A 22,072-nucleotide genomic window follows, 5' to 3' on the forward strand; every position below is an offset into this window, starting at 1 on the left:
CAACGCATGTTTCTCTCCCGCTGGCTACCGGGCCTTGCCAACCTGCTGCACTACCGCCGTGAATGGTTCCACGCCGATCTGCAAGCTGGCCTGTCGGTAGCCGCGATCCAGATTCCCATTGCCATTGCCTATGCGCAGATCGTCGGGCTGCCGCCGCAATATGGCCTGTACGCCTGTGTGCTACCGATGATGGTCTACGCGCTGATCGGTAGCTCGCGCCAGCTGATGGTCGGCCCCGACGCCGCCACCTGCGCGATGATCGCCGGTGCCGTGGCACCGCTGGCCATGGGCGACCCGCAGCGCATCGTCGAACTGTCGGTGATCGTCACCGTGCTGGTCGGCGTGATGCTGATTGCCGCGGGCCTGGCGCGCGCCGGGTTCATCGCCAGCTTCTTCTCGCGGCCGATCCTGATCGGCTACCTCAACGGTATCGGGCTGAGCCTGATCGCCGGGCAGCTGTCCAAGGTGGTGGGCTTCCAGATCGAGGGCGACGGTTTCATCCTCAGCCTGATCAACTTCTTCCAGCGCCTGGGGGAAATTCACTGGGTCACATTGATCATCGGCCTGGCCGCCCTGGGCCTGCTCATCTGGCTGCCACGGCGCTACCCGCGCCTGCCCGCAGCCCTCACGGTAGTGGCGCTGTTCATGCTGCTGGTTGGCCTGTTCGGCCTTGACCGCTTTGGCGTCGCCGTCCTTGGGCCGGTACCTGCAGGCATCCCGCAACTGGCCTGGCCACACAGCAACCTGGCGGAAATGAAGAGCCTGCTGCGCGACGCCCTGGGTATCGCCACCGTCAGCTTCTGTAGCGCCATGCTTACCGCACGCAGCTTTGCCGCCCGGCATGGCTATGCGATCAACGCCAACCACGAATTCGTCGCCCTGGGCGTGAGCAACCTGGCGGCCGGGGTTTCCCAGGGCTTTGCCATCAGCGGTGCCGACTCGCGCACTGCAGTCAACGACATGGTCGGTGGCAAAAGCCAGCTGGTGGGCATCATCGCGGCACTGGTGATCGCCCTGATCCTGCTGTTCTTCACCGCGCCCATGGCCTGGATCCCGCAGGCTGCGCTGGGCGCCGTGCTGCTGATGGCGGGCTGGGGGTTGATCGACATCAAATCGCTGGGGCATATCCGGCGTCTAAGCCGCTTCGAGTTCTGGCTGTGCCTGCTGACCACGGCGGGCGTACTGGGCCTGGGTGTGCTGCCCGGCATCGTGTTTGCCGTGACCCTGGCGATCCTGCGCCTGCTTTACAGCATCTACCAGCCCACCGATGCCGTACTGGGCTGGCTGCCGGGCACCGAAGGCCAAGTGGACATCCGCAAGTTCAAGGACGCCCGCACCGTGCCTGGCCTGGTGGTGTACCGCTTCGACGACGCCATCCTGTTCTTCAATGCCGACTACTTCAAGATGCGCCTGCTAGAAGCCGTGCAAAGCCAGGACCAGCCTAAAGCCGTGCTGTTCGATGCCGAAGCGGTAACCAGCATTGATGTCAGCGGCATCGCCGCCCTGCGCGAAGTGCGTGACACCCTGGCGGCTCAAGGCATCCTCTTCGCCATCGCCCGCGCCCGTGGCACTTTCCTGCGCATGCTGGTGCGCTCGGGGATGGCGCGGGACATGGAAGAAAAACTGCTATTCGGCTCGGTACGCGCGGGGATTCGTGCGTACCGCGTGTGGCGCAACCGAAACCGCAGTGTGCAAGTGACCGAACAGGGTTAGCGGCTTTCATCCTGTTCAACGTGCTGCGCCTGTGCTGGCCCTTTCGCGGGTAAACCCGCTCCTACATGGACTTGTAGGCGCGGGTTCACCCGCGAAAGGGCCAGCACAGGCAACACAAAACCTCGCCTTGACACCAACCCTCGCATACCTCGCATGACATGCTAAAGTCGCCCCGTTCCCCGCACCACCCAACGGATCCAGCATGCCCGCACTTGATGCCACCCTTACCCCCTGGCCAGAACTCGCCGCCCGCCACCCCTGCGACGCCCTGCTGCTGGGCAATGGCGCAAGCCGCGCAGTATGGAAGCCGTTCGGCTACTTCTCGCTGTTCGAGCAAGCGCAACGCGCAGGCCGCAAGAAAGGCCTGGCGGTCAGTGACCAGGCACTGTTCAAGTCCTTGGGCACGGAACTGTTCGAGCCGGTGCTCAGCGCCCTCAACACCACCGTGCGTACCAATGCCGCACTGGCCATCAACTCCACCGCGCCGCTGAACCGCTACTACTCGATCAAGGAAGCGTTGATTCACGCCGTGCGCACGGTGCATCTGCCCTGGCCGCTGATGCCGCCGGCCACCCTGGCAACCCTCAATCAGGCCCTGCGCGCCTATCGAAGCGTCTACACCAGCAACTACGACCTGGTGCTGCCATGGGCCGTGCAGCACGCCCCGAATGGCTTCGCCGAACTGTTCGACGAACAAGGCTATTTCGACGTGCGACGCACCGGCAGCGAAGGTACCCGGGTGCTGCACCTGCATGGCGGCCTGCACCTGCTCAAGTTGCCCGACGGCACCACCCGCCAGCGCAGCGCTGAAAGCGCCGAACTGCTCGATGGGTTTGCCGTGAATATCCCGGGTGAAGTACCGCTGTTCGTCAACGAAGACCGCAGCGACGAGAAACTGCGCGCTATCCGCAACTCGGACTATCTGAGCTGGTGCCTGGGGCAGCTGGCGCAGGAAAACCAAGGGATATGCCTGTTCGGGCAGCATCTGGACAGCAGTGACCGGCACCTGCTCGACGCTGTGCGCCAAGCCCGTCCGCAACAGCTATCCATTGCCATTCGGCCGCTGGGCGAGGCGTCGGTGATCAATCAGAAGCAGCATTTTGCAGATCGTTTCGGAGATTTGCCGGGGACGGTGCTGCATTTCTTCGATGCCAGCACCCATCCGTTGGGGCAGGCAGCATTGGCTATCGAAGTGCCCTCTGCTCAGCGCTGACAAGGTGCCCGGCAGGCGTAACGATGGGTGGCGTCAGAGCAACCCATCCGCGCGCAACAACGTTTCCAGGCAATGCTCCTGCACCCCATAGAACGCCTTGAGCTGGGCAATCTTCTCCAGCAACGCCCCGTTATCCCCCGCCTGCCGACGCTTCACCGCAAGAATCATCTTGTTCTTGTTGGTGTGTTCCAGCGAGATGAACTCGAACACCTTGGTTTCATAGCCACAGGCTTCCAGGTACAGCGCACGCAGGCTGTCGGTCAGCATTTCGGCCTGCTGGCCCAGGTGCAGGCCATACTGCAGCATGGGTTGCAGCAACCCTGGGCTGTGCAATTGCGGGCGGATCTGCTTGTGGCAGCACGGCGAGCACATGATGATCGCGGCGTTGCAGCGGATACCGGTGTGGATGGCGTAGTCAGTGGCGATGTCACAGGCATGCAAGGCGATCATCACCTCGATGGCCTCAGGCACCACGCTGCGTACGTCACCACACTGGAACTCCAGGCCCGGATGGTCGAGGCGTGCGGCCGCGGCGTTGCACAGGTCGACCATGTCCTGGCGCAGCTCCACGCCGGTCACCTGTGCGTCACGGCCCAGACTGTTGCGCAGGTAGTCATGCATGGCAAAGGTCAGGTAGCCCTTGCCCGAACCGAAGTCGGCCACCCGCAGCGCCTGTTCCGTCGACACCGGTGCATTGGCCAGGGCGTGATCGAAGACCTCGATGAATTTGTTGATCTGCTTCCACTTGCGTGACATGGACGGGATCAGTGCGCCTTGTGCGTCGGTCACACCGAGGTCGCGCAAAAAGGGCCGCGACAGCTCCAGATAACGCTTCTTCTCGCGGTCATGCCCGCTGCCCGCATCGGCCACGCGCGGTGCCTGGGCACCGTGGCGCTGGAGCATCGGTTTGCCCTTCTTGCTGAAGGTCAACTGCACTTCGCCGTCAGCATCGAACAGATGAGCATTGCGGAAGCTGTCCGGCAGCAGTTCGGCAACCAGCACCTGGGCCTGATCCAGCGGCAGGTTGCGGGTAATGTCGCGGGTCTGGTGGCGGTAGACCAGCGACAGGCACGGCTGGCCCTTGACCTGCAGCGGCTTGGCAATGATCCGTTGCAAGGTCTGGTCGGCACCGACATGGCGCGCCAGCACCAGCTTGACCAGGGTTTCGCCGTACAGGGCGGCGTTCAGCAGGTCGAGAAACTGAGCGCGCGCATCCGGCGCGCAAGAGGCAGAAGTACTGGCGGACATGAAAAGGGGGCCTTGGGTAGCGGAACGCCTATTCTAACGTGCCGCAGGCACCCTGTGGGAGCAGGCTTGCCCGCGAACACCGGCAAAGCCGGTGGCAGACACCGTGTCGCCTGATTCGCGGGCAAGCCCGCTTCTACAGGGAATCCAGCAAGGCTGGGCGCGCCTTCAGTCGAGAATCACCAAGCGGTTGGGCAACTCGTTGCGGGCATGGGTTGGCGGCACGTGCTGGCTAAGCAGCTCGCCACACGCTTCGATGCACTCGACAAAGCCCTGCAAGGTGCGGCCCTGGCGCACCTGCTCGGCCAAGCGGGCACCGATGGCCGCGCGGGCTTCGGCATCCAGGCAGTGTTCGATACCCCGGTCGACCAGGATCTCCACATGCCGCTCCGCCTCGCTGACGAAAATCAGCACGCCCGTGGCGCCTGCTGTGCGCTGCAGGTTCTGCTCGCGAAACTGCTGGCGGGCCAGGCGCGCGGCACGCCAGCGGCGCAAGGCACGGGGGATCAGCCAGTCGGCCAGGCGCGGGTTGCGCAGCAGCAGGCACAAAACGACGAACAGCAGCACGTTGCCCATCAGCACGCCACGCACGCTGGGCCAAGCCAGCAGCCAGTGCAACAGACCGGGCACGGTCAGTGCCAGCACGGCGGCCCACAACAACGGCCAATACGCATAATCGTCGGCACGACGGGCAAGCACCGTCACCAGTTCGGCATCGGTACGCCGTTCGGCACGGGCAATGGCTTCGGCAATCTGCCGTTGATGGTATTCGTCGAAGGGGGTCATGCCGTCGGTCTCTTGAGCATTCTTATAGTTGTTATCCCGGCATTCGGGGCTTCATCCGCAGGCGACATATTCAGGCATAATCCGCCGCTGGAAGAATTGCCTGCAAATCGTACAACAATAGCCGCCTGAAAACTTCGGTCGCGCACGTATCACCGTGGATACGGCAGAGGCCCCAAAACGGAATTGATGATGAAACTGTCTTTGCTGGGCCTGGCCATGGGCCTTGCCAGTCAGGCGGCCCTCGCCGCCCCCACCGCCCCGCCCCTGCAGGACAAGCAGGCATTCATCGAGCATCTGATCAGCCAGATGACCGAAGCCGAGAAAATCGGCCAGTTGCGCCTGATCAGCATCGGCCCGGAAATGCCCCGCGACAAGATCCGCGAGGAAATCGCCGCCGGCCGTATCGGTGGCACCTTCAACTCCCGCACTGCCCCCGAAAACCGGCCGATGCAGGACGCGGCCATGCGCAGCCGCCTGAAGATCCCGATGTTCTTCGCCTACGACACCGTCCACGGCGAGCGCACCATCTTCCCGATCGGCCTGGGCATGGCCGCTACCTGGGACATGGAGGCCGTCGCCAAGGTCGGCCGCACCGCCGCGATCGAAGCCTCGGCCGACGCCCTGGACATGACGTTCGCGCCAATGGTGGATATCGCCCGTGACCCGCGCTGGGGCCGCACCAGTGAAGGCTTCGGCGAAGACACCTACCTGACCTCGAGAATCGGCCAGGTAATGGTGCGCTCGTTCCAGGGCAGCAGCCCGGCCAACCCCGACAGCATCATGGCCATCGTCAAACATTTCGCCTTGTATGGCGCCGTGGAAGGCGGGCGCGACTACAACACGGTCGATATGAGCCTGCCGAAAATGTACAACGACTACCTGCCACCCTATCGCGCCGCGCTCGATGCGGGTGCCGGTGGCGTGATGGTGGCGCTGAACTCGATCAACGGCGTACCGGCCACCTCCAACACCTGGCTGATGAACGACCTGCTGCGCAAGGATTGGGGCTTCAAGGGCGTGACCATCAGCGACCACGGTGCCATCCAGGAGCTGATTCGCCACGGCGTCGCCCGTGACGGCCGTGAAGCCGCCAAGCTGGCGATCAAGGCCGGCATCGACATGAGCATGAACGATACCCTGTACGGCGAAGAGCTGCCGGGCCTGCTGAAGTCCGGCGAGGTGACCCAGCGCGAGCTGGACCAGGCGGTGCGTGAAGTGCTGGGTGCCAAGTACGACATGGGCCTGTTCAAAGACCCGTACGTGCGCATCGGCAAGGCCGAAACCGACCTGAAGGACTACTACGGCAACGACCGCCTGCACCGCGAAGCTGCGCGTGACGTGGCACGCCGCAGCCTGGTGCTGCTGGAAAACCGCAACCAGACCCTGCCGCTGAAAAAGGCCGGCACCATTGCCTTGGTCGGCCCGCTGGCCGATGCCCCGATCGACATGATGGGCAGCTGGGCCGCCGACGGTAAACCCGTCCACTCGGTGACCGTGCGCGAAGGCTTGCGCCGCGCCGTGGAAGGCAAGGCCAAGCTGGTCTACGCCAAAGGCTCCAACGTCACGGGTGACAAGGCGATACTCGACTACCTGAACTTCCTCAACTTCGATGCCCCGGAAATCGTCGACGACCCACGCCCACCTGCCGTGCTGATCGATGAAGCAGTCAAGGCGGCGAAGCAATCCGACGTCGTGGTCGCCGTGGTCGGCGAGTCCCGTGGCATGTCCCACGAGTCGTCGAGCCGTACCACCCTGGAGATCCCGGCCAGCCAGCGCGAGCTGATCAAGGCGCTCAAGGCCACCGGCAAACCGCTGGTGCTGGTGCTGATGAACGGCCGGCCGCTGTCGATCAGTTGGGAGCGCGGCCAGGCCGACGCCATCCTCGAAACCTGGTTCGCCGGCACCGAAGGCGGCAATGCCATCGCCGACGTGCTGTTTGGCGACTACAACCCCTCCGGCAAGCTGGCCATTACCTTCCCACGGTCGGTGGGGCAGATCCCGATGTACTACAACCACACCCGCATCGGCCGGCCGTTCACGCCGGGCAAGCCGGGCAACTACACCTCGCAATACTTCGAAGAACCCAACGGGCCGCTTTACCCGTTCGGCTATGGCTTGAGCTACAGCAGCTTCGAGCTGTCGGGCCTGAACCTGTCGAGCAAGGATCTCAAGCGCGGCGATACGCTGGAAGCCAAGGTAACGGTCAAGAACACCGGCAAGGTTGCAGGCGAGACGGTGGTGCAGCTGTACCTGCAGGATGTGTCGGCATCGATGAGCCGCCCAATGAAAGAGCTGAAAAACTTCCAGAAGCTGATGCTTGAACCGGGTGAAACCCGCACGTTGACCTTCCGCATCAGCGAAGACGACCTGAAGTTCTACAATGGCCAGTTGCAGCGGGTTGCCGAACCAGGGGAGTTCAATGTCCAGGTAGGGCTGGACTCCCAGGCGGTGCAGCAGCAGAGCTTTGAATTGCTTTGACTGAAAAAGGCCGCCTGTTCCGGCCTCTTCTCGGGTAAACCCGCGAAGAGGCCGGCCCCGATATCCCGCCACCGGATCCGCCCCCGATGCCCTTTTCCTTTCGCGCCCTGCGTCTGGGGCTGATCACCCTGCTGATCGTGCTGGGTACCGCACTCAGCGCCGGCTGGGCCATGCACCAGGCCAAGCGCCAGGCCATGGAAGACGACGCCAAGCGTGCCAGCCAGCAACTGGGCCTGTACGCCAACGCACTGCACACCCTGATCGATCGCTACCGTGCCCTACCCGCCGTGCTGGCGCTGGACCCGGAGCTGATCGCAGCCTTGCGCGGCCCGGTCGACGAAAAGGTTCAGAACGCCCTGAACCTCAAGCTCGAACGCATCAATGGCGCCGCCAATTCCTCCACCCTCGAGCTGCTCGACCGCACCGGGCTGGCCATTGCCGCCAGCAACTGGCGGCTGCCCAGCAGCTACGTCGGCTCCAATTACGGTTTCCGCCCCTACTTCAAGCAAACCCGCAACCAGGGCAGTGGCCGCTTCTATGCCGTGGGCGTGACCAGTGGCGTGCCGGGCTACTTCCTCGCCAGCGCGGTGAACGACGAGCATGGCCGATTCCTTGGCGCCATGGTGGTCAAGCTGGAGTTCCCTGAGCTGGAGCGCGAATGGCGACAGGGCAACGATATCCTGTTGGTCAGCGACGCACGCGGCATCACTTTCATCGCAAACCAGGATGGCTGGCGCTACCGCGAGCTTCAGCCGCTCAGTGGCGCCGACCGTGCCGAGCTGGCCGAAACCCGTCAGTACGACAAGCAACCGCTGGTGCCGCTACACCATCAGGTGCTGACGCGGTTTGCCCCCTACAGCACCCTTAGCCGCGTGCAAGGCCCCGAGGGTAGTACCGAGTATCTGTGGGAAAGCCTGCCGCTGGAAGGCGAAAACTGGACCTTGCACCTGCTGCGCAAACCGCAGGTCGCTGCCGACGGCCGTAATGCCGCGCTTGGCGCCGCCGCCGTCTGGCTGAGCCTGGTGTTCGCCGCCCTTTTCGTCAGCCAACGCCTGCGCCTGGCACGCCTGCGCCAGCGCAGCCGGCAAGAACTCGAACGCCAGGTCGAAGAACGCACCCGTGAGCTGCGCACTGCCCAGGAAGGCCTGGTGCAATCAGCCAAGCTCGCCGCTCTCGGGCAGATGTCGGCGGCCATGGCCCACGAAATCAACCAGCCGCTGACCACCCAGCGTATGCAGCTGGAAACCCTGCGCCTGCTGCTTGACCATGGTCGCCATGACGAAGCGCGGCAAGCGCTGGAGCCACTGGAACAGATGCTCACGCGCATGGCAGCACTTACCAGCCACCTGAAAACCTTTGCCCGCAACAGCCCGATGGGCCTGCGCGAACGCCTTGACCTGGCAACCGTGGTCGACCAGGCCTTGCACCTGCTGGAAGCGCGCCTTCGCAACGAAGAAGTGGAAGTGGCGCTGTACCTGGCACGCCCGGCCTGGGTACGCGGCGATGCCATCCGCCTGGAGCAGGTGCTGATAAACCTCCTGCACAATGCACTCGACGCCATGCTCGACAAGCGTTACAAACGCCTGGAGATCCGCATCGAACCCGACGGGGCACTATGGCGCCTGAGTGTGCTCGACTCGGGTGGCGGCATTGCCGAAGCCGACCTGGCCAAGGTCTTCGACCCGTTCTTCACCACCAAACCGGTGGGGGAAGGGCTAGGGCTGGGCCTGGCCATTTCTTACGGCATCGTCCACGAGGCCGGCGGCCAGCTGCGGGCCGAAAACCTGCCTGGCGGCGCGCGCCTGAGCCTTACCCTGCCCCGTGACCTGGAGCCTGTATGTTGAATTCGGTGATCGTCGTCGATGATGAAGCCAGTATCCGCACTGCTGTCGAGCAATGGCTGAGTCTGTCTGGCTTCAGCGTGCAGTTGTTCGCTCACGCCGAAGCGTGCCTGGCACACCTGCCGCAGCACTTCCCTGGGGTGATCATCAGCGATGTGCGCATGCCGGGCATGGATGGCCTGCAATTGCTCGAACGCCTGCAGGCGAACGACCCCGACCTGCCCGTGATTCTGCTGACCGGTCACGGTGATGTACCGATGGCGGTAGAAGCCATGCGCATGGGGGCCTATGACTTCCTGGAAAAACCCTTCACGCCGCAAGACTTGCTGGGCAGCCTGCGCCGCGCCCTGGAAAAGCGCCAGCTGGTACTTGAGAACCGCCGGCTCCACGAGCAGGCCGACCTCAAGTCACGCCTGGAAGTCACGCTACTGGGCATGTCCCAGGGCCTGCAACAGCTGCGCCGGCAAGTGCTGGACCTGGCCGGCCTGCCGGTGAACGTGCTGATTCGCGGTGAAACCGGCAGTGGCAAGGAGCGGGTGGCCCGCTGCCTGCACGACTTTGGCCCCCGTGCCGCCAAGCCCTTTGTAGCCCTTAACTGCGCAGCCATCCCCGAGTCGTTGTTCGAGGCCGAACTGTTCGGCCATGAGAGCGGCGCCTTCACGGGCGCCCAGGGTAAACGGATCGGCAAGCTGGAATATGCCAACGGTGGCACCGTGTTCCTCGACGAAATCGAGAGCATGCCACTGGCCCAACAGGCCAAGCTGTTGCGGGTGATACAGGAGCAGAAGCTGGAGCGCCTGGGGGCCAACCAGAGCATCAGCGTGGACCTGCGCATCATTGCTGCGACCAAGCCCGACCTGCTGGAGGAGGCGCGTGCCGGGCGCTTCCGCGAAGACCTGGCCTACCGCCTGAACGTGGCCGAATTGCGCCTGGCACCGCTGCGCGAGCGGCGGGAGGACATTCCGCTGCTGTTCGAACACTTTGCCCGTGCTGCAGGTGAAAAGCTGGGTCGCACCGCCCCGCCGCTATCGGCTGCACAGCTGGCGCAGCTGCTGTCACATGATTGGCCTGGCAACGTGCGTGAGCTGGCCAATGCGGCGGAGCGGCATGCGCTGGGGCTAGGTTCGCCAAACATCGAGGTGGCACCTGCCGGGCAGTCGCTGGGCGAGCAGATGGAAGCATTCGAGGCGCAATGCCTGCGCGCGGCCTTGCGTCAGCATGGGGGCGAGATCAAGTCGGTGATGGAGGCGTTGCAACTGCCGCGGCGCACCCTTAACGAGAAGATGCAACGGCATGGGCTGGTGCGCGAGGATTTTGTTGGGCAGGAATGAGCGGAAATCCGCTTATGACCTACACTTGGTAGGCAAAAAACCGCTTATCACCTCGAGATTCCGGGCTGCTTTGCAGCCCTTCGCAGGCAAGCCCGCTCCCGCAAAGGGCAGCGCAAGCCCCACTACTGTGCCGGTTTTGGGGTATTGGATGCCCTGAAATGAATCAGCCCGCCCCCATTTGGCACACCTTCTGCAATTGCCTTGGCAAGCTGCGCCACGGCGCGCTCCACAAAAACAACGAGAAGGTATCCCTGATGGATAACGCCACCTCCCTGCCCGCCGGGGCGGCCACCGCGCCTGCCGCAGAAAAAACCACCGCCAGCCGCCTGAAGTCGATTTTCAGCGGGTCCATCGGCAACATGGTCGAATGGTACGACTGGTACGTCTACGCCGCATTCTCGCTGTACTTCGCCAAGGCCTTCTTCCCCGCCGGCGACTCCACCGCACAACTGCTCAATACCGCTGCGATCTTCGCCGTGGGCTTCCTCATGCGCCCGATCGGTGGCTGGCTGATGGGCCTGTACGCCGACCGCAAGGGCCGCAAGGCCGCGCTGATGGCGTCGGTACTGCTCATGTGCGCAGGCTCGCTGGTCATCGCCCTGACCCCAGGTTATGAAACCATCGGCGTCGCCGCACCTGTCCTGCTGGTCATCGCGCGCCTGCTGCAGGGCCTGTCGGTGGGTGGTGAATACGGCACCTCGGCCACCTACCTCAGCGAGATGGCCAGCAAGGAGCGCCGTGGTTTCTTCTCCAGCTTCCAGTACGTGACCCTGATCTCTGGCCAGCTCATCGCCCTGGCGGTCCTGATCGTCCTGCAACAGACCCTGACCACCGAGCAGTTGTACGCCTGGGGCTGGCGCGTGCCGTTCGTGATCGGTGCGCTGTGCGCCGTGGTGGCCCTGTACCTGCGTCGCGGCATGGAAGAAACCGCCTCGTTCACCAAGAAGGAAAAGGCCAAGGAAAGCCTGATGCGCACCCTGCTGCGTCACCCCAAGGAGCTGATGACCGTCGTTGGCCTGACCATGGGCGGCACCCTGGCCTTCTACACCTACACCACCTACATGCAGAAATACCTGGTCAACACCGTGGGCATGAGCATCAGTGACTCAACCACCATCTCGGCCGCCACGCTGTTCCTGTTCATGTGCCTGCAGCCGGTGATCGGTGGTCTGTCCGACAAGATCGGTCGCCGTCCGATCCTGATCGCCTTCGGTGTGCTCGGCACCCTGTTCACCGTCCCCATCCTCAGCACCCTGCACACCATCCAGACCTGGTGGGGTGCGTTCTTCCTGATCATGGCCGCACTGATCATCGTAAGCGGCTATACCTCGATCAACGCCGTGGTCAAGGCCGAGCTGTTCCCTACCGAGATTCGCGCCCTGGGCGTGGGCCTGCCGTATGCCCTGACGGTGTCGATCTTCGGTGGCACCGCCGAATACGTGGCCCTGTGGTTCAAGAGCGCTGGTATGGAGAGCGGCTTCTACTGGTACGTCACCGCCTGTATCGCCTGCTCGCTGCTGGTTTACGCGACCATGAAAGACACCAAGCAGCACTCGCGGATTACCACTGAGTGAATGCGAAGCCGAAATGAAAAGGGCGCACCGTTTCAGGTGCGCCCTTTTCATTTGTTCGATCAGCACTTATGTCGCTGTGAGCCGACTAAACATTCTATTCGGCTCACTCGTACCTGAAAGCCGGTTCAGGACATCTCAAGCGCCTGTCGCGGGTCACGACGCTGGTACCAGTTGGCCATCAGCACCAGCACCAGCAACACCCCGCCCAGCACAGCCGAAGAGCCGACCGTACCGAAGTCCAGGCCGCCCTTTTCATGGGGTTTGGTGAGGAAGTCGCCCAAGGTGGCGCCAAACGGCCGGGTGAGCACGAACGCGACCCAGAACAACACCACGCCGGGAATACGCGTCCAGTAGCGGGCGACCACCACCAGTGCAATGGTACTGCCAATCAACAGCGCACCGCCGGCAAAGCCCAGCCCCGAGTCATCGGCCAGGTAGTCGCCCAGCGCTGTGCCAAGGGTGTTGGAAAACAGGATTGCCACCCAGTAGAACAGCTCGCCCGTTCGGTTCTTGATGCGGTTGACATCCAGCGGGTTGCCGCTAAGGCGCCAGGCCAGGAAGGTAAGCAGCAGGATGCCGATGAGGAGGGCCGACCCCGTGGCATAACCCAGGCCCAGGGTGCGGTCCATGAAGTCGGAGATGGTGGTGCCAGCGGTACTGGTGGAGAGAATCACCAGCCAATACAACATCGGGTGGTAGCGGCGTGAGTAAAGCTGGCCGACCAAGGTCAGCAGGAACACGCTGATCAGCATCAACGAGCTGAGTGCATAGCCGATGTTCAACGTCATCGACAGCAAGTCGCCTGCCGTTTCGCCAAGGGTAGTTGCGCAGATCTTCATGACCCAGAAGGCCAAGGTGATTTGCGGGAGTTTGTTCATTGTTGTGCCGCTCCAGTCTAAGGTGCGGCGATGGTGCTGAGGTGCACCTGAAAAAACGGTTGGTGACGCATGAAAAAAGCGTTGATAGAACTTTGAAACAAGATATTTCGTTCTTAACGCCCCATTAATTCCCGCTCTTCAAGCTGCAATGGCTGAGAAAACGACGACGCGAGTGCTTGCAGCGAGTGGATGACCCCGCTGCCTGACTCACGCGCAGCGCACACAGACACATCTATTTATTCGATTTTTATGCGCTATTTTTTGCGCTTTTTAATCAAATTTATAGGCGTAGGATTAAACCCATAGAAACAAACAACCTCTCGCACCCTCGGAGCAGCAACCATGAAAAACAAACTGATCCTTACCCTGGCCCTCTCGGTATTCGCAGCTGGCGCCTTCGCCGAAGATGGCTTCGACCGGACCGACGCTCACACCTTTGCCGCGGTTCAAACCCAGCAAGCCAGCTACGCTGAAGACGGCTTCGACCGCACCGGTGGCCAACGCTTCGCTGAAGACGGCTTCGACCGCACCGGCGGCCAGCGCTTCGCTGAAGACGGCTTCGACCGCACCGGCGGCCAGCGCTTCGCTGAAGACGGCTTCGACCGCACCGGCGGCCAGCGCTTCGCTGAAGACGGCTTCGACCGCACCGGCGGCCAGCGCTTCGCTGAAGACGGCTTCGACCGCACCAACGCGCACCGCATCAGCTGATACCTGATTGCGAGCACCCAGCCCGGCTTCGGCCGGGCTTGATCATTTGCACACGAGCTCAGGCTTGGCACACTAGGCACCTTGTCCACCAGGAGGTAGGGCCAACAAGCCCAGCACAGATGTATTACTACGAACCCGCCAAAGGCCACGGCCTGCCGCACGACCCGTTCAATGCCATCGTCGGTCCCCGCCCTATCGGCTGGATCTCCTCTCAGGACCGCGAAGGCCGCCTGAATCTGGCGCCTTACAGCTTCTTCAATGCGTTCAACTACATCCCGCCGATCATCGGTTTCTGCAGCGTCGGGCGCAAAGACAGCCTGAACAACATCGAGCAGACCGGTGAGTTCGTCTGGAACCTGGTTACCCGCCCACTGGCCAAGCAAATGAACCTGAGCTGCGCACCGGTTGCTGCCGAAGTGAACGAATTCGAATTGAGCGGCCTCACTGCCGCACCGTCTAGCATCGTCAAGGTGCCGCGCGTGGGTGAAACGCCGGTAGCCTTCGAGTGCAAGGTCAGCCAGATCGTCCAGCTCAAGCGCGCCGACCAGCAAGAGGTGCCCAGCTGGCTGATCCTTGGGGAAGTGGTGGCGGTGCACATTGCCGAGCACCTGTTGAACAACGGCATCTACGATACCGCTGCCGCCGAGCCGATCCTGCGTGGGGGTGGCCCGGCGGATTATTTCGAGCTGGGCAACCTGTTCAAGATGGCCCGGCCGCCGGCCTGATCACCAGACCAGCTCACCCTCTTCGCTGACGCCCTGCAGGCGTTGCAGCTCGGCGGTGGCCGCTTCGTCGGCGGCCACAGCGCCCTTGAACACCTGCCCGTCGAGAACCTTGTGAAAACGCGGCGCACCGCCCATGCCCAAGGCTTTGACTGCGATGGCCGCGTTGTAGCCGCCACCTTCCACCGGCACCATCGCCGATACCGCTTCGAAATGAGTGAATTCCCTACGTGCCATGTTGCTGTCCGCGTGATTGAACAAGGGCGTCACTTTACCTCATCCACGCTCAATCGAAGGTATGCAAGTCCAGGCTGCTGACCACCTGAGCCTGCACCAGCTCACCGAACACCTCCAGTGTCGGTGAAGCAAAGTAGCCACTCATCGCCTGCTGGTCCTGCCAGCTTCCGCTGAGCAACCACAGGTCAGCATCAGCCTGAGAACGCTGCACGGTGAAACTCAGGCATCCCGGTGCACGCAGCGAGGGCTCGAGCAGGTCACGCAGGCGCGCGCCCAGCTCTGCCGAGCGCCCGCTGCTGGCACGGATGAAAGCAAGGTGGGTGACCGGTTGTTTAAGGGTCATTGCACAATCTCCTTGAAGCAGGCGGACGGAAAAGCCAGGCTGCCAAGGTTAGGCGCTCACCCGCGCGGCGCGTTAGGCCATTACTGCATGTCGATTGCCTGATCCTGCAGCGCGGCAGGATCAGGCAATCGACATGCAGCTTTCGACTAGCGCCCGTCTTTGCCCAAACCTATGCTGCGTCGGTCAGCAGAGGAAAGCCATCATGACCACCGCCACGTCCACCGAACCGACCCTGGAACTGCAGCGCCTGGAGCTGGCCGAGCTGATCAACCGCCACGCGGGCGAGCCCTATGGCCCAGCATCGGCCATCGATGACCTGTACCTGGTGCGTTACACCGAAAATGTGCGTTCTGTACCCACCCTGGCGCAGCCTGCCCTGTGCATCCTTGCCCAGGGCAGCAAAAGCCTGTTCCTGGGTGACGAGCAATACGCCTACGACCCACTGCATTACATGGTCGTTTCGGTAACCTTGCCACTCAGTGCCGTGAGGCTGGATGCCAGCCCCGAGAACCCAAGCCTGGGCCTGCGCATGGACCTGGACCCGGCCGAGATCAGCCAGCTGATCGCCGAGAGCGGACCGATGCTGGTACCCAATCGACCTTCCGGCCGTGGTTTGTATGTGGAAAGGACTGATGCCGCGTTACTCGATGCCCTGCTGCGGTTGCTGCGGCTGCTGGACACCCCGCGCGACATCGCAATGCTGGCGCCGCTGTTCCGCCGCGAGATTCTCTACCGCCTGCTGCGTGGGCCGCAGGGTTACCGGCTGTATGAAATTGCCTTGGCCAACAGCCAGACCCACCGGGTTTGCCAGGCCATCACTTGGCTCAACAACAACTTCCAACAGCCGCTGCGTATCGAGGACCTGGCGCGTGAGGTCAACCTCAGCACCTCGACCTTGCACCACCGCTTCAAGGCCGTGACCTCGATGAGCCCGCTTCAGTACCAGAAGCAACTGCGCCTGCAAGAGGCGCGGCGGCTGATGTTGAACGACGGGCTGGAGGCGGCGGTGGCGGCTTATCGGGTGGGTTATGAAAGCCCGTCGCAATTCAGCCGTGAATACAGCCGGCTTTACGGCGCGCCGCCAATTCGAGATGTGGCTCGGTTGCGGGCTACTGCGGTCTGAAGCTCAACATTCGCCTGCCCCGGCGCTTTCGCGGGTAAACCCGCACCTGCAGGTTTTTGCACAGATGCGAAAATTGCGCGCTGCCTGCAGGCACGAGAGGCCGATACAGGCAATCGCAATGCTTCAACCCAACACCGCGGCCTGCCACTGATTCTGGTCCACCTGAATCAAGGTCGGCCCCTTGCGCTCCACCGCTTGCCCGAGCGCCGCCTGCAATTGGGCAATATCGGCCACGTTCTCTGCTGCCGCGCCCAACGCTCGCGCCACGCCGATGAAATCCGGGGTATGGATATCCACCCCGACCGGCTCGATCGCCCGATTGACCATGTATTTCTTGATTTCCTCGTACCCCTGGTTATTCCACAGCAGCACGATCAGCGGTACCTGTGCCTCCACTGCACTGGCCAGTTCCGGCAGGGTGAACTGCAAACCACCATCACCAATCAGGCACACCGCCGGAGCGCGTTCGACGGCCTGCTCGGCACTGCCCAACCAGGCGCCCATGGCTGCTGGCAACGCGTAACCCAAGGTGCCGTAACCGGTCGAGGCGTTGAACCAGCGGCGTGGCTGCTCCATGTCGAGTGTCAGGTTGCCGGTGTACACAGGTTGGGTCGAGTCGCCCACCAGAATCGCATCAGGCAGGCGCTCCAGTATGGCGCTCAGCAAACGCGTCTGGCTCAGGGTGGGCTGGTCCCAGTCTGCCGTCAGGACCTTGCGCAGGTCGGCCACGCGGGCCACGCCCCAAGTGCTTTCGTGCACTGGCTGCGGCTGGGCTTGCAGGGCACCGAGCAGCGCTTCGGCTGCCAGCTCGGCATCGGCTACCAGCGCCAGCTCCGGCAGATAATTGCGCACGGTCTGGTCCGGGTCGATGTCAATGCGCAGCAGCCTGCCCGGGATCTCGAAGCCTCCCTTGAAGGTCACGTCATAATCGGTTTCAGCCAGTTCGGTACCGATCGCCAGCACCACGTCGGCCTCGGCCACCAGCGCCCGTGTGGCGGGTAACGACTGGGTCGAGCCGATCTGCAATGGGTGGCTGGCTGGCAGCAAGCCTTTGGCATTGATGGTCAACGCCACCGGGGCCTGAAGGTGTTCGGCCAGGCGTGCCAACGCAGCGCCCGCAGCCAACGCCCCGCCACCGGCCAGAATCAGCGGCCGACGTGCACTGGCCAGTCGCTCAGCCATCTGCGCCACGGCCTGCGGTGCAGCCCCTGCCCGACTGCCCCGTACAGGGCGGCCCGGCAGCAGGAAGTCGGCCGGTTCAACCAGCACATCGAGCGGGATTTCGATATGCACCGGGCGTGGCCGGGCACTGTCGAACACGGCAAATGCCCTGGCCAGCACCTGCGGCAAGTCGGCTGCACTCATCAAGGTGTGGGAAAACGCCGCCACACCCGATACCAGCGCGGCTTGGTTGGGCAGTTCGTGCAGCTTGCCACGTCCACCGCCCAGCTGGTCACGGGACTGCACGCTGGAAATCACCAGCATCGGGATCGAGTCGGCATAGGCCTGGCCCATGGCAGTGGTGATATTGGTCATGCCCGGGCCGGTGATAATGAAGCACACCCCGGGTTTGCCGCGGGTGCGCGCATAGCCGTCAGCCATGAACCCGGCACCTTGCTCATGACGTGGGGTGATGTGGCGAATGGAAGAGCCCGCCAGGCCACGATAGAGCTCCACGGTATGTACACCGGGGATGCCGAAGACATGATCGACGCCATAGCCTTCAAGGAGTTTGACCAGTACTTCGCCGCAGGTTGCCATCAGGGGTCACCATGAATCGTGTTGGGGTATGCCCTTATTGGACCCAAGCCACGGCTATCGCCACAATGTAAAAAAACACATACTAGCCATGTCCTGTGATCATGGCTTACTGCAATGAAACGCCTCCCGCCCCTGCCTGCCCTGCACACGTTTCTGGTCACCGCCCAGCACTGCAACTTCACCCGCGCCGGGCAGCAGTTGCACATCACCCAGGGCGCTGTCAGCCGCCAGATTGCAGCCCTCGAAGAACACCTCGGTTATGCCCTGTTCAAGCGCGAGGCGCGTGGGTTGAGCCTGACCCGTGAAGGCCTGGACTGGCTGCCACGGGTGCAGCAGGTGTTCGCCCTGATCGAACAAGGGGTGCGCGAGGTGGGTGAGCACAGCACTACCTTGCAGCTGAAGGCACCAACCTGCGTAATGCGCTGGCTGCTGCCGCGTCTGATGGAGTGGCAGGCACTGCGCCCGGATGTGCCGGTTGAGCTGACCACGACCGTGCAGCACGGGGTGGATTTCCGTCGCGAGGGCTTCGATGCGGCAGTGGTCTACGGCGATGCGCCGAACCACGGGCTGCAGGTGCGCAAGCTGTTCGATGAGCAGCTGACCCCGGTGTGCGCACCGTCACTGCGTGAGGGGCCAGTGCCGTTGCAGCAGGTGGAAGACCTGGCCCGACATATGTTGCTGCATCCCTCGCGGGATGAACACGACTGGCGGTTGTGGTTGCAGGCGGCTGGAGTGACGCTCGCCACGCATGGGCCTAAACAACATTTCGAGACACTGGACATGGCGATGGCCATGGCCTCGCAGGGGACCGGGGTGGCAATCGGTGACTGGTCGCTGATTGGCGATGACCTGCGCGGTGGGCGGTTGTGCATGCCGTTTGCGCTGAAGGTGCTGACAGGCAAGGGGTATTACCTGGTGAGCCAGGCCAGGAGCTTACCGCCGGGGCTGCTGGAATTGCTGGACTGGCTGGAGGGCCAGGCCAGCCTGTGACAGCCCTTTCGCAGGCTCGCCCGCTCCCACAGGTTTGCACAGGCCTTGGTAGCTGTACGGTACCCATGGGAGCGGGCATGCCCGCAACGCAGGCGACTCAATAGCCGACTGTGAACCGTTGCCGCGAGTGCTGCGGCTTCTCCAGCTCATCCAGCATGGCAATCGCATAGTCGGCAAACGTGATCCAGCTCTTGCCGTCCGCACCGATCAACAGATGATCCTTGCCCAGCGTATAGTGACCTCTGCGCTCACCCTCAACGAACTCAGCCGAAGGCGAAAGGAAGGTCCAGTCCAGGTTCGGCTCGCGCCGCAGCGCCTCCAGAAAACGCACGCCGGCACTGGCCTCGGTTTTATACGCCTCCGGGAAATCCGGGCTGTCGATCACCCGGTGCCCTGACGGCAGCAACAAGCTACCGGCGCCACCCACCACCAGCAGGCGCTTGACCCCGGCGCGCTTCACCGGCTCGATGATGGCGTGCGGCTCCATTGTCGAGAAATGCGCGGCACTCAACACAGCGTCCATACCTGCGACCGCTGCCTGCAGGGCCGCGCTGTCCGTGGCATCCAGCGACTTGACGGTCACACCCTCACGCCCTTCAAGCGTGGAAGGGTCGCGGGCTATGGCCAGTACACGGTGACCACGGCGCAGGGCCTCTTCCAGTAACTGGCTGCCAGCACGACCGGTGGCACCGATGATTGCGATCTTGCTCATGAAATACTCTCCATCAGTTGAACGGAATGACCGCCCTTGGTGACCTTCGCCGCCAGCGCCAAGGCTCTCGTCTGCCGGCTCGGGTAACGCCTTCTACCAAACAATGCGCATAGCTTAGTTACCCGATTCGTCACAAAAAATGCGATGCTCAGACATAGTTTGTTTCTGAAATCGGGCAAATCATGGACCGTCTCAACGCCATGCGTGTATTCGTCACGGTCATCGACCTGGGCAGCCAGTCGGCGGCGGCGGATTATCTGCAATTATCGCGGCCGGTCGTGTCGCGCTACCTGGCAGAGTTGGAAGACTGGGTTGGCACGCGGCTGATGCAGCGAACCACGCGCAAGCTCAGCCTCACGGCAGCCGGCCAGGAAACCCTGCCTCGCTGCCGGCAACTGCTGGAACTGGCCGGCGACCTGCAGGCCGCCGTGCAGCAGCCGGAAGACGCACCAAGGGGGGCACTGCGTATCAGCGTCAGTACCTCATTCGGCCAGGCACAGCTGGTGGATGCAGTGGCCGCCTATGTGCGGCGCTTTCCTGACGTGAAGGTAGAACTGCAGATGCTCGACCGCACCGTCAACCTGGTGGACGAGCGCATCGACCTGGCCATTCGCACCAGCAATGACGTGGACCCCAGCCTCATCGCCCGGCGCCTGAGTGTGTGCCGCTCGGTCGTGTGCGCGGCACCCGCCTACCTGAATGAGCGAGGCACGCCGCAACGGGTTGAGGAGCTGAGCCTGCACAACTGCCTGACCCATGCCTACTTCGGACACAGCTTGTGGCATTTCACGGTAGCCGGCCAGCAGGTCGCCGTGCCCGTATCCGGAAACATCAGTGCCAACGAGGTGATGACCCTGCAAAGGGCTGCGCTGGCTGGCGCAGGTATCACCATGCTGCCAACCTACCAGGCCGCAGACGCCATACGCCGGGGTGAACTGGTGCGTCTGCTGCCCGAGGCCAAACCGCGTGAACTGAACCTGAATGCGGTGTATACGTCGCGCAAACACATGCCGGCGACCTTGCGCAGCATGCTGGATTTCCTGGTGCAGCGTTTCAAGGACGAACCGGCGTGGGATCGGGATCTATACTAGTGGCGTACACCCCTATCGCTGTCACGGGAGGTGAGCACCATGGGCATCAAATCCAGTAGAGTCGCCCTTGTCATGGCCCTTACCGCTGCCGCAGGGCTGTATGGCTCAGCCTGCTGGCGCGCCGAACTGCTACGCAGCCAGCCCAGCGTCGCCAATAGTTGCGAGCAGGCACATTGCGTGCCTCACAGTGCAACCTTGAGCGCCGTCCGTTGAATGGACGGCGCCCTGCTGATCACTCTTCGACGCTCATGTATTCCTTGGCCCAGCGAATGTAGTCTTCAGGCTGGGTGTAGGTGTGCGAGAGTTCGGTGGCACTGAGGTTTTCCGACTTGTTCTGCCGACCACGCTGCAGCCGCAGGCAGTCGTAAGTGGCCTTGATCGCGGCAAAGTAAGCCGCATGGCCATCGACCACGATGCGCACGCCCAGACGCGCCAGGCGCTCGTCATCGCGCAGGTTCGGGTTGCCATAGGTAACCAGCATCAGCGGCACAGTCAGGTGCTCGGCAATCTGTTCGAGCTGCTCGAAGTCTTTGACCCCGACCATGCAGATGCCATCAGCGCCCGCCTTCTGGTAGCTCTGGGTACGCACGATGATTTCTTCGGTGCTGAGTACGCCCGCGTTGGTACGGGCAATGATCGACAGGGACGAATCGACTCGTGCCTCCAGCGCCGCGCGGATCTTGCCAACGCCCTCCTCGACCGGGATCAGGTCAGTGGACTTGCGCCCGAACTGGGCAGGCAGCAGGGTGTCCTCGATGGTCAGTGCGGCCACACCGGCGCGCTCCAGTTCGATCACCGTGCGCATCACGTTCAGTGCGTTGCCATAGCCATGGTCGGCGTCGGCCAGTACCGGCAGTTGCGCGACCCGACCAATGCGGGTGGCCTGCTCGACGAACTCGCTGAGGGTGATCAGAGCGAAGTCTGGAGCAGCCAGTACCTGCAACGAAGCGACCGAACCGCCGAGGATACCGACTTCGAAGCCCAGGTCTGCGGCAATGCGTGCCGACATCGGGTCGAACACCGAGGCAGTGTGGAAACACGAACCCGAAGCGAGCAGCTCGCGGAAGGCAAAACGCAGATCTTGGTGGGAAGCCTTGGGCATGATCACTCCGCAAAAAAGTTGAAATTTGAACGGTAACTACCGACCCCTGTAATCGGGTCTACCTGACCTGTTCCAACCGTCGCCATCTGGGCGGTCATGCTCGACATGCAGGCAGAGGAATAAAAGGTGTGGGAGACAGCGGACTGAAAAACCTGAGTCAATATGCTGCACCAACCTGGTGCAAGCCCCGGATTTCAGCCTCTGTGGCATACCAACGATATCAC

At 62.8% G+C, this 22,072-nt stretch carries 19 protein-coding genes; 11 read left to right on the forward strand and 8 right to left on the reverse strand.

Going from position 1 to position 22,072, the window contains the following annotated elements; translation table 11 throughout:
• Positions 1 to 6 precede the first annotated feature (6 nt).
• Positions 7 to 1,713 (forward strand): SulP family inorganic anion transporter, encoded by a 1,707-nt coding sequence (locus KW568_RS23690; RefSeq protein WP_060545323.1) that lies wholly within the window; start codon positions 7 to 9, stop codon positions 1,711 to 1,713.
• 202 nt (positions 1,714 to 1,915) lie between these two features.
• On the forward strand, positions 1,916 to 2,926 hold the full coding sequence (locus tag KW568_RS23695) for a DUF4917 family protein (RefSeq protein ID WP_003251999.1): 1,011 nt from the start codon (positions 1,916 to 1,918) through the stop codon (positions 2,924 to 2,926).
• Between the two features lie 33 nt (positions 2,927 to 2,959).
• Here KW568_RS23695 and KW568_RS23700 read toward each other — a convergent pair whose 3' ends face one another.
• Positions 2,960 to 4,174: an SAM-dependent methyltransferase gene (locus KW568_RS23700; RefSeq protein ID WP_004575154.1), complete on the reverse strand. Its 1,215-nt coding sequence runs from the start codon at positions 4,172 to 4,174 to the stop codon at positions 2,960 to 2,962.
• Between the two features lie 165 nt (positions 4,175 to 4,339).
• Positions 4,340 to 4,957 (reverse strand): TPM domain-containing protein, encoded by a 618-nt coding sequence (locus tag KW568_RS23705; RefSeq protein ID WP_003251995.1) that lies wholly within the window; start codon positions 4,955 to 4,957, stop codon positions 4,340 to 4,342.
• 186 nt (positions 4,958 to 5,143) lie between these two features.
• On the opposite strand from KW568_RS23705, the gene bglX reads away from it, so the two are divergent.
• The 4 genes from bglX (at position 5,144) to KW568_RS23725 (ending at position 12,181) form a co-directional block, all read left to right on the forward strand.
• On the forward strand, positions 5,144 to 7,435 hold the full coding sequence (gene bglX, locus KW568_RS23710) for a beta-glucosidase BglX (RefSeq protein ID WP_259536989.1): 2,292 nt from the start codon (positions 5,144 to 5,146) through the stop codon (positions 7,433 to 7,435).
• Between the two features lie 86 nt (positions 7,436 to 7,521).
• Positions 7,522 to 9,279: an ATP-binding protein gene (locus tag KW568_RS23715; protein ID WP_003251992.1), complete on the forward strand. Its 1,758-nt coding sequence runs from the start codon at positions 7,522 to 7,524 to the stop codon at positions 9,277 to 9,279.
• Positions 9,273 to 10,607 (forward strand): sigma-54 dependent transcriptional regulator, encoded by a 1,335-nt coding sequence (locus KW568_RS23720; RefSeq protein WP_003251989.1) that lies wholly within the window; start codon positions 9,273 to 9,275, stop codon positions 10,605 to 10,607. The genes KW568_RS23715 and KW568_RS23720 overlap by 7 nt, the downstream gene beginning before the upstream one ends.
• A 254-nt stretch (positions 10,608 to 10,861) precedes the next feature.
• On the forward strand, positions 10,862 to 12,181 hold the full coding sequence (locus KW568_RS23725; protein WP_003251986.1) for an MFS transporter: 1,320 nt from the start codon (positions 10,862 to 10,864) through the stop codon (positions 12,179 to 12,181).
• A gap of 125 nt (positions 12,182 to 12,306) precedes the next feature.
• Here the strand turns inward: KW568_RS23725 and KW568_RS23730 are convergent, their stop codons facing one another.
• Positions 12,307 to 13,059 carry a membrane protein gene (locus KW568_RS23730; protein WP_003251984.1) on the reverse strand — a complete coding sequence of 251 codons (753 nt, stop codon included), beginning with the start codon at positions 13,057 to 13,059 and terminating at the stop codon, positions 12,307 to 12,309.
• Between the two features lie 342 nt (positions 13,060 to 13,401).
• On the opposite strand from KW568_RS23730, the gene KW568_RS23735 reads away from it, so the two are divergent.
• Both KW568_RS23735 and KW568_RS23740 read left to right on the forward strand, forming a co-directional pair.
• Positions 13,402 to 13,767: a hypothetical protein gene (locus tag KW568_RS23735; protein ID WP_004575150.1), complete on the forward strand. Its 366-nt coding sequence runs from the start codon at positions 13,402 to 13,404 to the stop codon at positions 13,765 to 13,767.
• A 119-nt stretch (positions 13,768 to 13,886) separates the two neighbouring features.
• On the forward strand, positions 13,887 to 14,492 hold the full coding sequence (locus KW568_RS23740; RefSeq protein ID WP_259536990.1) for a flavin reductase family protein: 606 nt from the start codon (positions 13,887 to 13,889) through the stop codon (positions 14,490 to 14,492).
• Here KW568_RS23740 and KW568_RS23745 read toward each other — a convergent pair whose 3' ends face one another.
• Positions 14,493 to 14,759, reverse strand: a complete 267-nt coding sequence (locus tag KW568_RS23745) for a hypothetical protein (RefSeq protein ID WP_014859143.1) — start codon at positions 14,757 to 14,759, stop codon at positions 14,493 to 14,495.
• A 16-nt stretch (positions 14,760 to 14,775) separates the two neighbouring features.
• Positions 14,776 to 15,069, reverse strand: coding sequence for a putative quinol monooxygenase (locus KW568_RS23750; protein ID WP_003251976.1), 294 nt, complete (start codon positions 15,067 to 15,069; stop codon positions 14,776 to 14,778).
• 202 nt (positions 15,070 to 15,271) lie between these two features.
• Here KW568_RS23750 and KW568_RS23755 point away from each other — a divergent pair, with 202 nt between their 5' ends.
• Entirely contained in the window at positions 15,272 to 16,192 is a 921-nt protein-coding gene (locus KW568_RS23755; protein WP_003251974.1) for an AraC family transcriptional regulator, read from the forward strand.
• Positions 16,193 to 16,315: 123 nt separating this feature from the next.
• Here the strand turns inward: KW568_RS23755 and KW568_RS23760 are convergent, their stop codons facing one another.
• On the reverse strand, positions 16,316 to 17,953 hold the full coding sequence (locus KW568_RS23760; RefSeq protein WP_054888629.1) for a 5-guanidino-2-oxopentanoate decarboxylase: 1,638 nt from the start codon (positions 17,951 to 17,953) through the stop codon (positions 16,316 to 16,318).
• A gap of 114 nt (positions 17,954 to 18,067) precedes the next feature.
• On the opposite strand from KW568_RS23760, the gene KW568_RS23765 reads away from it, so the two are divergent.
• A complete protein-coding gene (locus KW568_RS23765) occupies positions 18,068 to 18,943 on the forward strand; it encodes a LysR substrate-binding domain-containing protein (RefSeq protein WP_012053627.1) in 876 nt (291 codons plus the stop codon).
• Between the two features lie 97 nt (positions 18,944 to 19,040).
• Here the strand turns inward: KW568_RS23765 and KW568_RS23770 are convergent, their stop codons facing one another.
• On the reverse strand, positions 19,041 to 19,655 hold the full coding sequence (locus KW568_RS23770) for an NAD(P)-dependent oxidoreductase (protein ID WP_232862908.1): 615 nt from the start codon (positions 19,653 to 19,655) through the stop codon (positions 19,041 to 19,043).
• A gap of 182 nt (positions 19,656 to 19,837) precedes the next feature.
• Between KW568_RS23770 and KW568_RS23775 the strand changes: the two genes are divergently transcribed.
• A complete protein-coding gene (locus KW568_RS23775; protein WP_054888628.1) occupies positions 19,838 to 20,746 on the forward strand; it encodes a LysR family transcriptional regulator in 909 nt (302 codons plus the stop codon).
• Between the two features lie 232 nt (positions 20,747 to 20,978).
• On the opposite strand, the gene KW568_RS23780 is transcribed toward KW568_RS23775, so the two are convergent.
• On the reverse strand, positions 20,979 to 21,848 hold the full coding sequence (locus KW568_RS23780; RefSeq protein ID WP_003251963.1) for an oxaloacetate decarboxylase: 870 nt from the start codon (positions 21,846 to 21,848) through the stop codon (positions 20,979 to 20,981).
• Positions 21,849 to 22,072 lie beyond the last annotated feature (224 nt).

This window comes from Pseudomonas sp. HD6515, assembly GCF_024971855.1.
GTDB lineage: Bacteria > Pseudomonadota > Gammaproteobacteria > Pseudomonadales > Pseudomonadaceae > Aquipseudomonas > Aquipseudomonas alloputida.